Raw genomic sequence first — 13,106 nt, 5'->3', positions numbered from 1 at the left:
GAGTGGCTCATCGAGGGCCTTTCTGGCTTGGCGTGTCTTGTAGCGATTCACACCGAACCAGAAGGTCCTCTCCTCGTCTCAGCCCGACTCAGCTCGTGAGGTGTTCACAACCTCCCGAGACAGAACACCTAGCGCCGCTCTGAGCGCTTCCGCAGGCGTCACCTGGGACGGGCCGCGGCGCCCGGCGCGTCCGCTCGGCGAGTGCGAGCCGGAGGGCCGCGTCCGGCGGTGCCGGGCCGCTCAGCCGCCGAGGCGGTGCGTGAGGCCCGTGTGGCGCTTGCCGGTCCCCTTGGTGCGCACGGCGACCGCGAGGGCCTGCTTCGAGCCGACGAGCACCACGAGGCGCTTCGCGCGCGTGATGGCGGTGTAGATCAGGTTGCGCTGCAGCATGGTCCACGCGCTCGTGGTCACGGGGATGACGACGGCGGGGTACTCCGAGCCCTGCGAGCGGTGGACGGTGACGGCGTAGGCGTGCACGAGCTCGTCGAGTTCGGCGAACTCGTAGTCGACCTCCTCGTCCTCGTCGGTGCGCACGGTTATGGTCTGGGCGACCGCGTCGATGGCCTGGACGAGCCCCACGGTGCCGTTGAAGACCCCTGCCTTGCCCTTCGCGTAGTTGTTGCGGATCTGGATCACCTTGTCGCCCACGCGGAAGACGCGGCCGCCGTGGCGGCGCTCGGGCAGGCCCTCCTTGGCCGGCGTGAGCGCTTCCTGGAGGCGGGCGTTGAGGTTCCCGGCGCCGGGGCCGCCGCGGTGCATGGGGGCGAGGACCTGCACGTCCCGCACCGGGTGGATGCCGAACCGCTTCGGGATGCGGTGGGCGACGATCTCGACCACGCGGTCGGCGACCTGCTCGTTGTCGTCGCACGAGAACCAGAAGAAGTCGGGGTAACCGTCGAGTTCGGGAAGCTTTCCCTGGTTCACCTTGTGGGCGTTGGCGACCACGCCCGACTCGGCGGCCTGGCGGAAGATCCGGGTGAGGCGCACGCGCGGGATCGCGGGGGCCGCGAGGAGGTCGCGGAGGACCTCGCCGGCGCCGACGCTCGGCAGCTGGTCCACGTCGCCGACGAGCAGCAGGTGCGCGCCGGGCGGGACGGCCTTCACGAGCTTGTTCGCGAGGATCGTGTCCAGCATGGACGACTCGTCGACGACGAGGAGGTCGACGTCGAGGGGGTTGTCGCGGTCGTAGGCGGCGTCGCCGCCGGGCCGCAGCTCGAGCATCCGGTGGAGGGTGCGGGCCTCGAAGCCGGTGAGCTCGGCGAGGCGCTTCGCCGCCCGGCCGGTGGGGGCCGCGAGCATGACCTTGGCGCCCTTGGCTTTCGCGAGGGCCACGATCGAGGAGACGGTGAAGCTCTTGCCGCAGCCGGGCCCGCCGGTCAGGACCGCCACCTTCTCAGTGAGCGCGAGCCGCACCGCCTCGGCCTGCTCGGGCGCGAGCTGGGCCTCGGTGCGGCGCCCCAGCCACGCGAAGGCCTTGTCCCAGTCGACGCCGGCGAACGCGGGTAGGCGGTCCTCGCCCGTTCGCAGCAGCGCGGTGAGCCCGGCGGCGAGGCCGCGTTCGGCGTGGAAGAACGGCGCGAGGTAGCGGGCGGGAACCGTGGAGTCCTTCGCGGGCACCTCGTCGGCGATCACGTGCTCGCCCTCGCGGGCGAGCTCGTCGAGGGCCCGCGCGACCGGTCCCGCCTGCAAGCCGAGGAGCTCCACGGTGTCGGCCACGAGGTTCGGTGCGGGCAGGAAGCAGTGCCCGGCGTCGGAGGCCTGCGAGAGCGTGTACTGGAGGGCCGCTTTGATCCGCTCGGGCGCGTCGTGGGGGATGCCTACCGCGCGGGCGATCGAGTCGGCGGTGCGGAACCCGATGCCCCACACCTCGTTGGCGAGGCGGTACGGCTCGTTCTTGACCACCCCGATCGCGGCGTCCCCGTACTGCTTGTAGACGCGCACGGCGAGCGAGGTGGAGACCTCCACGGACTGGAGGAAGACCATGACCTCCTTGATCGCCCGCTGCTCCTCCCAGGCGGCCGCGATCGCCTTGGTGCGCTTGGGTCCGAGTCCGGGGACTTCGATGAGGCGGGCGGCGTCCGCGTCGATCACCGCCAGGGTCTCGACGCCGAAGTGGGCCACGATCTTCGCGGCGGTCTTGGGTCCGACCCCTTTGATGAGGCCGGACCCGAGATACCGCTCGATGCCCTGGACGGTGGCCGGGAGGACCGTCCGGTAGGACCAGACCTCGAACTGGCGGCCGTACTTCGGGTGGCTCGACCAGCGGCCCGTCAGCGACAGCGACTCGCCGACCTGGGCGCCGAGGAGCGGGCCGACGATCGTGACGAGGTCGCCGCCGCGCGCCGGGCTGGCGCGCGCGATCGTGTACCCGGTCTCCTCGTTCGCGTAGGTGACGCGCTCGAGGACCGCCGCCAGTTCCGTGCCTCCGACCCGGGGTTCCGCCATGGGACCACGGTAGACAATGCCGATTCATGGCTCGCAAGCGTCGCCAAGGGTGGGTAGGTCGGGGCGCTGTTCTAATCCCTGGCCGTCACAAGCTCCCGGGTGTCCTCAGGCGGCGTGTCGGTGGCGCCCTCGACGGCGTTCGTCGGCAGCAGGCGCCAGTCCGGGCGGGCGAAGAACTCCTGCGTCTCGCGGTACACCAGCGGCGTCAGCATCATCAGGCCGATGAGGTTCGGGAGCGCCATGAGGCCGTTCGCGATGTCCGAAAGCCCCCACAGCAGGTCGAGGCTGGTGACCGCGCCGAGGTAGGAGACTAGCACGTAGGCGATCCGGTACGGCAGGATCAGCACCCGGCCCGTGTACCGCTCCAGGCACTTCTCGCCGTAGTAGGACCAGCCGATGATCGTCGAGAACGCGAACGTGGCGAGGCCGACCGCGACGATGAAGCCGCCGATCGCGCCGCCCGCCGTGCCCGGTCCGCCGAGGCCCTCCTCGAACGCGAGCCGCGTGAGCGCGGACGAGGTGACCAGGTCGCCGTTCCCGTCGACCGAGCCGAGCACGCCGGTGACGACGATGACCAGGCCCGTCATGGTGACCACGATGATCGTGTCGATGAACGTCTGCGTCATCGACACCATCGCCTGGCGCACCGGCTGGTCGGTCTTCGCGGCGGCCGCCGCGAAGCCGCCCGTGCCGAGCCCCGACTCGTTCGAGAAGATGCCGCGCGCGAAACCTATCTGGATGGTCAGCATGATCGCCGAGCCGGTGAAGCCGCCGACGGCCGCGCCGCCGGTGAACGCCTGCTCGAAGACCATGACGAGGGCCGGGCCGAGCTCGGCCCAGTTGATCGCCAGCACCGCGAGCGCGCCGAGCACGTAGAACACGATCATGAACGGCACCAGGGCCGCCGAGACGTGCCCGATCCACTTGATGCCGCCGAGGATCGTCACGCCGGTGAGCACGAAGATCACCAGGCCAGTCAGCTGCGGCGTCCACCAGGACCCGGCGGACAGCTGCGCGTCGATCGCGCTCGTGACGTTCCCGGACTGGACCGCGTTGCCGATGCCGAAGCTCGCGACGACGCCGAACACCGCGAACAGGAACGCGAGGATCTTCCCGATCGGGCCGGGGATGCCGTCCGAGAGGTACCGCTGCGGGCCGCCCGACTGGTCGCCGTTCTGGTTCGTGACACGGAACTTGACGCCGAGCAGCGCCTCCGAGTACTTGGTGGCCATGCCGAGGAAGCCGGTCACCCACATCCAGAACAGCGCGCCGGGCCCCCCGATCGCGATCGCCGCGCCCACACCGCCGATGTTGCCCACGCCCACGGTGGCCGCGAGCGCCACTGACAGCGCCTGGTAATGGCTCAGGTCCCCTTCGGACCCACTGTTCTCCTTGCGCTTGAACAGGGCCAGCCAGAGGGCGTAGCCGAGGCGCCGGAACTGGATGCCCTTGAGCTGGACCGTGAAGATCAGACCCACCCCGAACAGGGTGAAGATGAGCAGGGGACCCCACACCACCGCGCCGATCTCCGCGATGGCGGCCCCGTACTCCTCGTTCAAGCCGTCCGCCCAGGACTGGATGGCATCCGTTGCAGGATCAAGGAAGTCCATGAAGTCCACATGCTCCTTTCAGGGGAGGTATGCGAGAAACGTCGGGGTTATCCCGTGCCCGCAGAGCATATAGGGGAAGTCGGACCCTCCCGGTACGGTGTGGCGATGAGTGAACGATGGTTTGAAGGACCCCTCCTGGGCTTCGACACCGAGACGACCGGGGTCGCCGTGGACCGGGACCGGATCGTCCAGGCGGCGTTGGTGAGCGGGACGCAGCCGGGCATCGAGACGCCCCGCACGTGGCTCATCGACCCGGGCGTGCCGATCCCGCCGGGGGCCACCAGGGTCCACGGGATCACCGACGAGCAGGTGCGGGGCGAAGGGCTGCCGCCGGCCGCGGCGCTCACCGAGGTCGCGGCGGCGCTGCGGGCGGCCGTGGACGCCGGGGTGCCGGTGGTGGCGTTCCGGGCCGGGTTCGACTGCACGCTCCTGTCGTACGAGCTGGAGCGGCACGGCATCGAGCAGCCGGACTGGGCGCGGATGGCGGTGGTGGACCCGTCGGTGCTCGACAAGCGCGTGGACCGCTACCGCAGGGGCAAGCGGACACTGGGGGCGACGGCCGCGCATTACGGTGTGCCGCACTCGGAAGCGCACTCGGCGGCCGGCGACGCGATCGCGACCGTGGGCCTGGCGCGCGCGATCGGCGCGACGTACCCGGAGGTCGGCGGCATCACGGCGCCGGAACTCCACGCCGCGCAGGTGCTGTGGCACGCCGAGGACGCCGCGAGCCTGGAGGCGTACTTCCGCAAGAAGGGCCGGGACGAGGCGGTGGAGCGCCGCTGGCCGCTGTGCCGTTAGCAGCCTGGCCGTGAGCCGCGGCATCCGCGGCCGGTGCCGCGCGCCTCGACCGGTACCGCCGCCGGCCTTCGTGCCGCTCGGCGCGGCCGCGGATGCTCTCGAGTCTCGGCTTCCGGCGATCTGCCGTCCACAAGCCCCCACCCTCCACGAGAGGGGAAGGACCCTAGCGCCGATCGTGGCAGGGGGGTCCGACAGAAAACCGGCCGAACAACCGACTGCGGGCCCCGATTCACTCGATCGGGGCCCGCAGTGCGAGTTCGGTTCGCGTACTGGAATGAGGCCTAGTGGCCTTCGGCCGCTTCCTCGGGCTCGTAGTACTCGCGCTCGTCGGGCTCGAGGGCCTGGCCGACCGGCAGGCTCGCCGGGATCTCGGTGCCGTCGGAGAAGTGGAAGACCACGTCGATGGTGTCGCCGGAGACGAGCTCCTCCTGCAGGTCCTCGATGAGGAAGTACGCGCCGGAGGCGACGCCCTGGTCGAGGCGGACGTATTCGGCCGGAGCGATGGCGATCGGCCCGTAGGCCTCCTCGCCGTCGAAGCCCTCGGCCTCGGGCGCCTCGCTGGTGGCGTCGGCGCTGGGCTCCTCGGTGGACTCGGCGCCCGTGGTCGCGTCGCCGGCGGGGGTCTCGTCCGCGGATTCGCGGGCCTCCTCCGCGGCCTCGGCGGCCTCAGCGGCGGGGTCGTAGTACGTCACCGTGCCGGCCTCGGTCTCGATGCTCTCAAGGCTGACCGCCTCGTCGCCCTCATTGCCGATCCACAGCCGCAGGGCCGCGTCGTCACCGGCGGCGTAGCCCTCGGCGGACTCGAATTCGACCTGAAGGTCGCGCAGCGCGATCGTGCCGTCGGCGGAGTCGATGTTGACCCCGGCGATGGCGCTCTGCTTGACCTCGGTCTGGGCGCCCACACTCGCGCCGCACGCGGACAGAGCGGTCGCAGCGGCCCCCGCGATCGCGATAGCGGCCGCGCGACGCACCGTGATCGCCGTGCTGATTCCCCTGACCACTGCTGGTCCTCCCTGAGTTCCGACAGGAATGCTGACGACAGCGTAGACGACGAGCACTCCTCGTTTCCCTTGGCCGGGCGCGAGGCGAGCCCTGGATCTCACCCGACGCCCGTCAGCACCGCTTTCCCCTGCGGTGCAAAGCAAATCGCCGCTACGGCCCATGTCGGAGCAGGTCGCCGCCGCACCGGCCCCTCCGGCGGTCCGCGCGCGGGCACCACTGAGGAGCGGCCCGCCGACCCGCCGGGCGGGCCCGGCCACGAAAGAGGGACGCAGGCCTCATTTGTCTCCTCTGCCCGCCGCCCGGAAGCCCAAGGTGCCGTAGAGTAATCAGTCACATACCAATTGACCAGGGAATTCGCGGCGATCCGCTGTCGGGGAAACCCCCGATCCCGTGTTAAGCTGGACACAGCGAAAGGGGTTTCGATCCTATGGGTTTTAGTGTCGGCGAGACCGTTGTCTACCCCCACCACGGGGCCGCACTCGTTGAAGCTGTAGAGACTCGCACCATCGGTGGTATCGAACAGGAATACCTCGTGCTGCGTGTCGAACAGGGTGACCTCACGGTCAAGGTTCCAGCCAAGAACGTCGAGCTCGTCGGCGTCCGGGAAGTCGTCGGCGCCGAAGGCCTCGAAGAGGTCTTCGAAGTGCTCCGCGCACCCCACACCGAGGAGCCCACCAACTGGTCGCGGCGTTACAAGGCCAATGTCGAGAAGCTCGCTTCCGGTTCCCCGCTGAAAATAGCAGAGGTCGTCCGCGACCTGTGGCGGCGTGACCGCGAGCGCGGACTGTCCGCCGGGGAGAAGCGCATGCTCTCCAAGGCCCGCGAAATCCTCACCGGCGAGATCGCCCTCGCCGAGGACTGCGTGAAGGACGAGGCCGACAACATCCTCGACAAGGTCCTGCTCTCGGAGGCCCCGGTCAAGTAGCCGGTCCCCCGTCCAGCACCGCCAACAGCGTGAGCTTCGAGCACACCGCGGACTCCCACGAACGCGCGAGCGGGAATGCGAGTCCCCATACGCCCTTCGTCATCGGGCACGGCAGCGACGTGCACCGTTTCGACGAGGGCCAGCCATGCCGCCTCGCCTGCCTCTCCTGGCCCGGCGAGGCGGGTCTGGCCGGGCACTCCGACGGTGACGTGGCCGCCCACGCGGCCTGCGACGCCCTGCTCTCCGCCGCCGGACTCGGCGACCTGGGCTCCAACTTCGGCACCGCCCGGCCCGAATGGGCCGGCGCCTCCGGCGCCGCGCTCCTCACCGAGACCGCCCGCCGCGTCCGCGCCGCCGGCTGGTCCATCGGAAACGTGTCCGTGCAGCTCATCGGCAACCGCCCCAAGATCGGCCCGAGACGGACCGAGGCCGAGACCGCCATGTCCGACGCCGTCGCCGCCCCCGTCCGCCTCTCCGCCACCACCACCGACGGGCTGGGCTTCACCGGACGAGGCGAAGGTCTGGCCGCGACCGCGGTAGCGTTGCTGTACCAGCACTGACCGCCGTTCGGAAGTTATCCCATGGACGCAGACCCCACCCGCCGCTCCGTCGAGGAGTACCTCCAGCGCGCCGAGATGCTCTACGAACTCGGCCAGGTCCTCGACGCCCGCGCGGAAGCCGACGCCGCCCTCCGCGTCGACCCCCTCGACCCCGACGCCAACGCCATGGCCGCCGCCTGCGCGCTCGCCGCCCACGACCCCGACGAGGCGCTCACCTACGCCGGAGCCGCCCTCGCCAACAAGCCCCAGCACCCCCGCGCGATGATCACCCGCGGCTACGCGCTCGCCGACGCCGGACGGCGCGACGAAGCCCTGCAGGTCGCGGCCAGCATGCTCGACCTCGACCGCGAATCCTGGCAGCACCACGTCCACTACGCGCTCATCACCCGCCGCGCCGGAGCGGGCCAGCCCGCCCTCGACGCCGCCTGGAACGCCGTCAACCTCGCCCCCGAACAGCCCCGCACCCACCTGGCGCTGGCCGCGATCGCCGAGAGCCTCGCCATGGACGACCTCGCCAAGCGCTCCCGGAAGGCCGCCGCGGACCTCGGCCCGGAGCAGAACGGCGTGCCCATGCCCGCGATGCCGGCCGACGTCCAGCGGCCCCCGCGCCGCTGGGTCGACGCCGACCCCGACGACCCCGAATGGCGCCAGAAGATCTACGGCACCGGCATCCTCCACGGCGCCCTCGGCCGCTCGATCCTGCTCGGCATCGCCGTGGCCTTCGCGCTCCCCGCCCTGTTCGGCAGCATGATCGACACCGGCGCGCGGCTGTTCTTCGCCCTCATCGCCGTCGCCGCATGGGTGGGATGGTTCACAGTTCTCCGCAGGCACCGCAACCCCGAGTGACCTTTCGCGCGCGGCGCTCGTTAGTCCTTCACCACGAACTTTGGAGGACGAGCCAGTGACCACGTGCTGGGTTCCCGGGGCCGACGAGAGCCCCTACAACATCCACAATCTCCCGTTCGGGGTCTTCTCGACCGCCGACGAGACGCTGCCGCGGATCGGCGTGCGCATCGGCGACCAGATCCTCGACATGCACAAAGCGGTGCTCTCCGGCGACTGCCAGACCTGCGCGGCCTGCACCGCCCTGCGCGACCCCGCCCTCAACCGGCTCCTGACACTCGGCAAGGGGGCGTGGAAGCAGATCCGGGCCCAAGCCCAAGAGGCCCTGACCGAATCGAGCATCCAGGACATCGCCACCAACTGGCTCACGCCGCTGAACGAGGCGATCATGCACGCCCCGCTCCTGGTGACCGACTACGTCGACTTCACCATGCGCGCTCCCGACGCCGCCCGGATCTACCCGCGCGCGTCCAACGGCCGGGCCTCGACCCTCATCCCCTCCGGCATGGACCTCGCGCGCCCCTCCGGGCACCGCCGCGGCGACGACGGCCGGCCCGTCTTCGGGCCCACCCGCGCCCTCGACATCGAAGCCGAAGTCGGCTTCCTCATCGGCGGCGAATCCGCGCTCGGGCGGCCGGTCTCCCCGGACGCCTTCGAAGAGCACGTGTTCGGCGCGGTCCTCCTCAACGACTGGACCGCCCGCGACTTCGCCGAACTCGAGACCGACGGCCTCGGCCCGTTCGCCTCGAAATCGTTCGCGACCTCCATGAGCGCGTGGGTGACCCCCATCGAAGCGCTGAGCGCGGCCCGCACCGCCGCGCCCGTACCCAACGCGGACATGGCCTCCTACCTGAAGGAGTCCGACCGGTACGGATTCGACCTGCACCTGAACATCGAAGTGAACGGCGTGGCCGTCGCCGGCGCCGACTTCGCGGAGTCCTACTGGACCCCCGCGCAGCAGCTCGCGCAGCTCACCGCCGGCGGCGCGCTCCTGCGCCCCGGCCTCCTGTACGGCTCCGGCGAGGCCGTCACCGGCCAGTTCAACCTCCAGAACGGCGACACGGTGAGAATCACCGCGACCGCCCCCGGGCCGCGCGGCACCACCATCGCCCTCGGCGAGGTCGAGACCCGCGTCCTGCCGTCGATCACCTGACCGACCAGGCTCCAGGCCCGGAACGCGAACCGGCCGGTACCGCGAGCGCGGTACCGGCCGGGAAACGACTGATCAGGCCAGGACGGTCTTCCCGCTCGGGGCGAGCTGCGCGATCAGCTCCACCTCGACCGGAGCGCCCAGCGGCAGCTCGGAGACACCGACCGCGCTGCGCGCGTGCTTGCCGGCCTCACCGAAGACCTCCCCCAGCAGCTCCGAAGCGCCGTTCACCACTGCCGGCTGCCCGGTGAACCCGGGCGCCGAAGCCACGAAACCGACGACCTTCACGATCCGCACCACCTGGTCGAGCGGCGCGATCGAGGCCACCGCGGCGAGCGCGTTCAACGCGCAGACCCGAGCCAGGTCGTAACCCTGCCCGGGATCGACCTCCGCACCGACCTTCCCGGTCGCCACGAGCGAACCGTCGACCATCGGCAGCTGCCCCGAGGTGTACACGTAGTCCCCGGAGCGGACGGCCGGCTGGTACGCGGCCAACGGCGGCACCACCGCCGGCAGCGACAGGCCCAGGCGCGCCAGCGCCTTGTCCACATCGGTCACTACTACTGCTCCTTCTTGCGCTTGAAGTACGCCACGAGCTGCTCCGAGTTCTGGCCGGGCAGGACCGTGACCAGCTCCCAGCCTTCGTCCCCGAAATTGTCGAGGATCATCTTGGTGTTGTGGATCAGCAGCGGCGCGGTGAGGTACTCCCATTTCTCCATGCGCCCACAGTACGGCGTCTTGATCAGACGGCGTCGCACCGCTACGCTCAGAGTGCGTCGCCTCCCCCGAAGTCCTTACGGTGCGCCGCCTCGGGCCGCGCACCAGTCGAACCAGGGAGTTCCCGTGTCGTCAGACACCAGTGCGCCGTCCTCCAATGCGCCTTCTTCAAAAGCCGCGCCGCGCGGCGAACGCGCCGCCGAACCGACCAGCGTCGGCGCGGCGGCCCCGCCGCCCGAGACCCCCGGGCAGCGCCTCCAAGCCGCGGCCATGCCCGGCCGCCACGAACCGCCGCGCGACAAGGCGAACCGCCTGTGGACCTGGATCCTCACGGCAGCCGTCGCCGCGTTCTGCGCTGCGCTCGTCCTCGGCGCGATGCGCCTCTACACCGGCGTCGACGACGTCACCGACACCCCCGTGCACACCGTCGACGCGTTCCTCGAAGCACTCCTCGACCATCGCGACGCCGAAGCCGCCGCCGCCTGGCTGTGCGCCGACAAAGCCGACCGCGACCTCGGCGAAGCCGTCGCGGCCCTCTCCGACACCGAGGACGGGACCGGCGAGTTCGCCTGGGACGAGGTCACCGAGACCGGCCGCTCGGTCGGCGCGGCCACCGTCGCCGCCGAGATCCGCATCGGCGAGGGCGGCGCGTTCTCCGACCCCGCCACATGGGTGTTCTCGCTCGTCGCCGAGGAAGGCGACCCGCAATGGCTCATCTGTGGGATCAGCGCGGCATGACTAGACTCCGATGAATGACAGCCTCAGCGATCCCGGTGCCGCGCCTGCACATCGTCACCGGGAAGGGCGGCACGGGGAAGACCTCGGTCGCCGCCGCGCTGGCGCTGGCGCTGGCCGGCACGGGCAGGCGGGTCCTGCTGGTGGAGGTCGAAGGGCGCCAAGGGATCGCGCCGCTGTTCGACGCCCCCTCGCTGGGTTACGAGGAGCGGCACCTCGCCGCGGGCCTCGACGGCGGGGAGGTCTTCGGGCAGTCGGTGGACGCCGATGAAGCGCTCTTGGACTACCTGACGATGTTCTACCGGCTCGGCTCGGCCGGGAAGGTGCTGCAGAAGTTCGGGGCGATCGACTTCGCCACGACGATCGCGCCGGGGCTGCGGGACATCCTGCTCACCGGAAAGCTCAAAGAAGCGGTGTCGCGCAGCGAGTCCGGGCGGATGACGTACGACGCGGTGGTGCTCGACGCGCCGCCGACGGGCCGGGTGGTGAAGTTCCTGAACGTCACCGTCGAGTCCGGGCGGCTGGCGAAGACCGGGCCGATCGGCAAGCACTCCCGGTCGGTCGCGAGGATGCTCCACTCCTCGCTCACCGCCGTGCACGTGGTCACCACCCCGGCGGCGATGCCGGTGCAGGAGACCGTTGACGCGTACAAGGAGCTCATGTCCGCCGACCTGCCGGTCGGGCACCTGGTGCTGAACAAGGTCGCCGGGGCGAAAGCCGTGGAAGTGGGCGCGGAGGAGATCAAGGCGGGCCTGGAGCGGGCCGGCTTGCACTCCGAGGACGACCTCGTCTCCGGCCTGGTCGAGGAGTACGCGGCCGCGAGGGCGGAGATCGAGTCGGTGGACGCCTACCGGGACCGGCTCGAGCAGCTCGGCCGCCCTGTCGAGGAGCTGCCCTTGCTCCCTGAAGGGGTCGACCTGTCCGGGCTGTACCAGCTCGCCCGCGAGCTGCGGCCCGGCATCATCGGAGAGCGACGCAATGGCTGAGGTCCCTGGGCTGGACGTCGACGCCCTGCTGGGCGACGAGAACAAGCACGTGATCGCCTGCTGCGGTTCGGGAGGCGTCGGCAAGACCACGACCGCGGCGGCCCTCGCGCTGCGCGCTGCCGAGGTGCACGGACGGCGCACTGTGGTACTGACGATCGACCCGGCCCGGCGGCTCGCCCAATCGCTGGGAGTGGAGTCCCTCGACAACGTCCCGAAGGCGGTCGCGGCCGTGCGCGGCGGGTCCCTCGACGCGATGATGCTCGACATGAAGCGCACGTTCGACGAGGTCGTGGCCTCGCACACGACCCCGGAGCGGGCGGCGGAGATCTTCGCGAACCCGTTCTACCAGGCGGTCTCGTCGACGTTCTCGGGCACGCAGGAGTACATGGCGATGGAGAAGCTCGGCCAGCTCCGGGCGACCGGCGAGTGGGACCTCATCGTGCTCGACACGCCGCCCTCGCGCTCGGCCCTCGACTTCCTCGACGCCCCCGCGCGGCTCGCCCGGCTGCTCGACGGCCGCGTCATCCGCCTCCTGTCGGCCTCGACTCCCGGCGCACGGCGGTCGATGCTCTCTCTCATGGGCGCGAGCGCGGCGGTGTTCACCCGGGTCTTCAACAAGGTCCTCGGCGGGCACCTGCTAACGGACGTCGCCGAGTTCACCGCGAGCCTCGAGGACACCTTCGGCGGCTTCCGGAAGCGGGCTGAAGCGACCTTCCGGGCCCTGCAGGACGACCAGACCTCATTCCTGGTGATCGCCGCCCCCGAGCCCGCGGCCGTGGGCGAGGCCGTGTACTTCACGCGGCGGCTCACCGAGGAGCGGATGCCGCTCGACGGCATGATCCTGAACCGGCTGACTCCGGTCGCGGCCGATCTGACCGCCGAACGCGCCCTCGGCGCGGCCGCCGCACTCGAGGAGTCCGACGCCGACGACCCGGTCGCGGCGGTCCTGCGCACCCACGCGGACCTGGCCCGGCGGCGCGCCGCTGAAGAGCGGGTCGCGGCCCGGTACGCGGCCGCGTGCCCGGAGGTCCCGCAGCGCTGGCTGCCGGCCCTGGGCGTCGAGGTCGTGGACCTGGACGACCTGCGCGCCTTCGGCGCGGCGGCCGCAGGCGCCTAGACCTATCTCGCGTATCGGGCCGACCGTTTTTCCGGCCCGCTCACTGGTCGCGCCCCGTTGGCTCGTCCTTGTGGTGAACGGCCTCGGTTCGAGGTGCCTTCATCGTGTCCGCGGACTGGTGGTCGCTCGCGGCGAGTGGTGTGGTGGGGGGGGGGGGGGGGGGGGGGGGGGGGGGGCCCGGGGGGGGCCGGGGGGGCGGGGGGGGGGGGGGGGGGGGG

At 71.1% G+C, this 13,106-nt stretch carries 13 protein-coding genes; 8 read left to right on the top strand and 5 right to left on the bottom strand.

All coding sequences use genetic code 11. The annotated features are described in order from the left end of the window. Positions 1–240: 240 nt before the first annotated feature. Positions 241–2,445, bottom strand: a complete 2,205-nt coding sequence (gene recD2 / locus O1R50_RS25025) for an SF1B family DNA helicase RecD2 (RefSeq protein WP_270112985.1) — start codon at positions 2,443–2,445, stop codon at positions 241–243. Positions 2,446–2,516: 71 nt separating this feature from the next. After that, positions 2,517–4,055, bottom strand: coding sequence for an alanine/glycine:cation symporter family protein (locus O1R50_RS25020; RefSeq protein ID WP_270112984.1), 1,539 nt, complete (start codon positions 4,053–4,055; stop codon positions 2,517–2,519). Between the two features lie 105 nt (positions 4,056–4,160). Here O1R50_RS25020 and O1R50_RS25015 point away from each other — a divergent pair, with 105 nt between their 5' ends. Next, positions 4,161–4,853, top strand: coding sequence for an exonuclease domain-containing protein (locus O1R50_RS25015; RefSeq protein ID WP_270112983.1), 693 nt, complete (start codon positions 4,161–4,163; stop codon positions 4,851–4,853). A 281-nt stretch (positions 4,854–5,134) separates the two neighbouring features. Here the strand turns inward: O1R50_RS25015 and O1R50_RS25010 are convergent, their stop codons facing one another. Then, entirely contained in the window at positions 5,135–5,854 is a 720-nt protein-coding gene (locus O1R50_RS25010; protein WP_270112982.1) for a copper chaperone PCu(A)C, read from the bottom strand. A 428-nt stretch (positions 5,855–6,282) separates the two neighbouring features. Between O1R50_RS25010 and O1R50_RS25005 the strand changes: the two genes are divergently transcribed. The 4 genes from O1R50_RS25005 to O1R50_RS24990 all read left to right on the top strand — a co-directional run bounded on the left by O1R50_RS25005 (position 6,283) and on the right by O1R50_RS24990 (position 9,336). Further along, positions 6,283–6,780 (top strand): CarD family transcriptional regulator, encoded by a 498-nt coding sequence (locus O1R50_RS25005; RefSeq protein WP_205325932.1) that lies wholly within the window; start codon positions 6,283–6,285, stop codon positions 6,778–6,780. A gap of 101 nt (positions 6,781–6,881) precedes the next feature. Further along, positions 6,882–7,340: a 2-C-methyl-D-erythritol 2,4-cyclodiphosphate synthase gene (gene ispF, locus O1R50_RS25000; protein WP_408612813.1), complete on the top strand. Its 459-nt coding sequence runs from the start codon at positions 6,882–6,884 to the stop codon at positions 7,338–7,340. A gap of 21 nt (positions 7,341–7,361) precedes the next feature. Further along, complete coding sequence (locus tag O1R50_RS24995) at positions 7,362–8,186, top strand: tetratricopeptide repeat protein (RefSeq protein ID WP_270112980.1); 825 nt, start codon at positions 7,362–7,364, stop codon at positions 8,184–8,186. Positions 8,187–8,241: 55 nt separating this feature from the next. After that, positions 8,242–9,336, top strand: a complete 1,095-nt coding sequence (locus O1R50_RS24990) for a fumarylacetoacetate hydrolase family protein (RefSeq protein ID WP_270112979.1) — start codon at positions 8,242–8,244, stop codon at positions 9,334–9,336. Positions 9,337–9,408: 72 nt separating this feature from the next. Here O1R50_RS24990 and O1R50_RS24985 read toward each other — a convergent pair whose 3' ends face one another. After that, a complete protein-coding gene (locus O1R50_RS24985) occupies positions 9,409–9,891 on the bottom strand; it encodes a RidA family protein (protein ID WP_270112978.1) in 483 nt (160 codons plus the stop codon). 2 nt (positions 9,892–9,893) lie between these two features. Then, positions 9,894–10,052 carry a hypothetical protein gene (locus O1R50_RS24980; protein ID WP_205325936.1) on the bottom strand — a complete coding sequence of 53 codons (159 nt, stop codon included), beginning with the start codon at positions 10,050–10,052 and terminating at the stop codon, positions 9,894–9,896. 124 nt (positions 10,053–10,176) lie between these two features. Between O1R50_RS24980 and O1R50_RS24975 the strand changes: the two genes are divergently transcribed. Genes O1R50_RS24975 through O1R50_RS24965 form a run of 3 tightly spaced genes read left to right on the top strand, consistent with a single transcriptional unit; the run spans position 10,177 to position 12,888 of the window. Then, a complete protein-coding gene (locus O1R50_RS24975; protein WP_270112977.1) occupies positions 10,177–10,788 on the top strand; it encodes a hypothetical protein in 612 nt (203 codons plus the stop codon). A 14-nt stretch (positions 10,789–10,802) separates the two neighbouring features. Beyond that, on the top strand, positions 10,803–11,771 hold the full coding sequence (locus tag O1R50_RS24970; protein WP_270112976.1) for an ArsA-related P-loop ATPase: 969 nt from the start codon (positions 10,803–10,805) through the stop codon (positions 11,769–11,771). Further along, positions 11,764–12,888 (top strand): ArsA family ATPase, encoded by a 1,125-nt coding sequence (locus O1R50_RS24965; protein ID WP_270112975.1) that lies wholly within the window; start codon positions 11,764–11,766, stop codon positions 12,886–12,888. Before O1R50_RS24970 ends, O1R50_RS24965 begins: the two co-directional genes overlap by 8 nt. Positions 12,889–13,106: the final 218 nt, after the last annotated feature.

The sequence above is a fragment of the Glycomyces luteolus genome (assembly GCF_027622875.1).
Classification (GTDB): Bacteria; Actinomycetota; Actinomycetes; order Mycobacteriales; family Micromonosporaceae; genus Glycomyces; species Glycomyces luteolus.
This window is presented reverse-complemented; position numbering and strand designations above follow the sequence as displayed.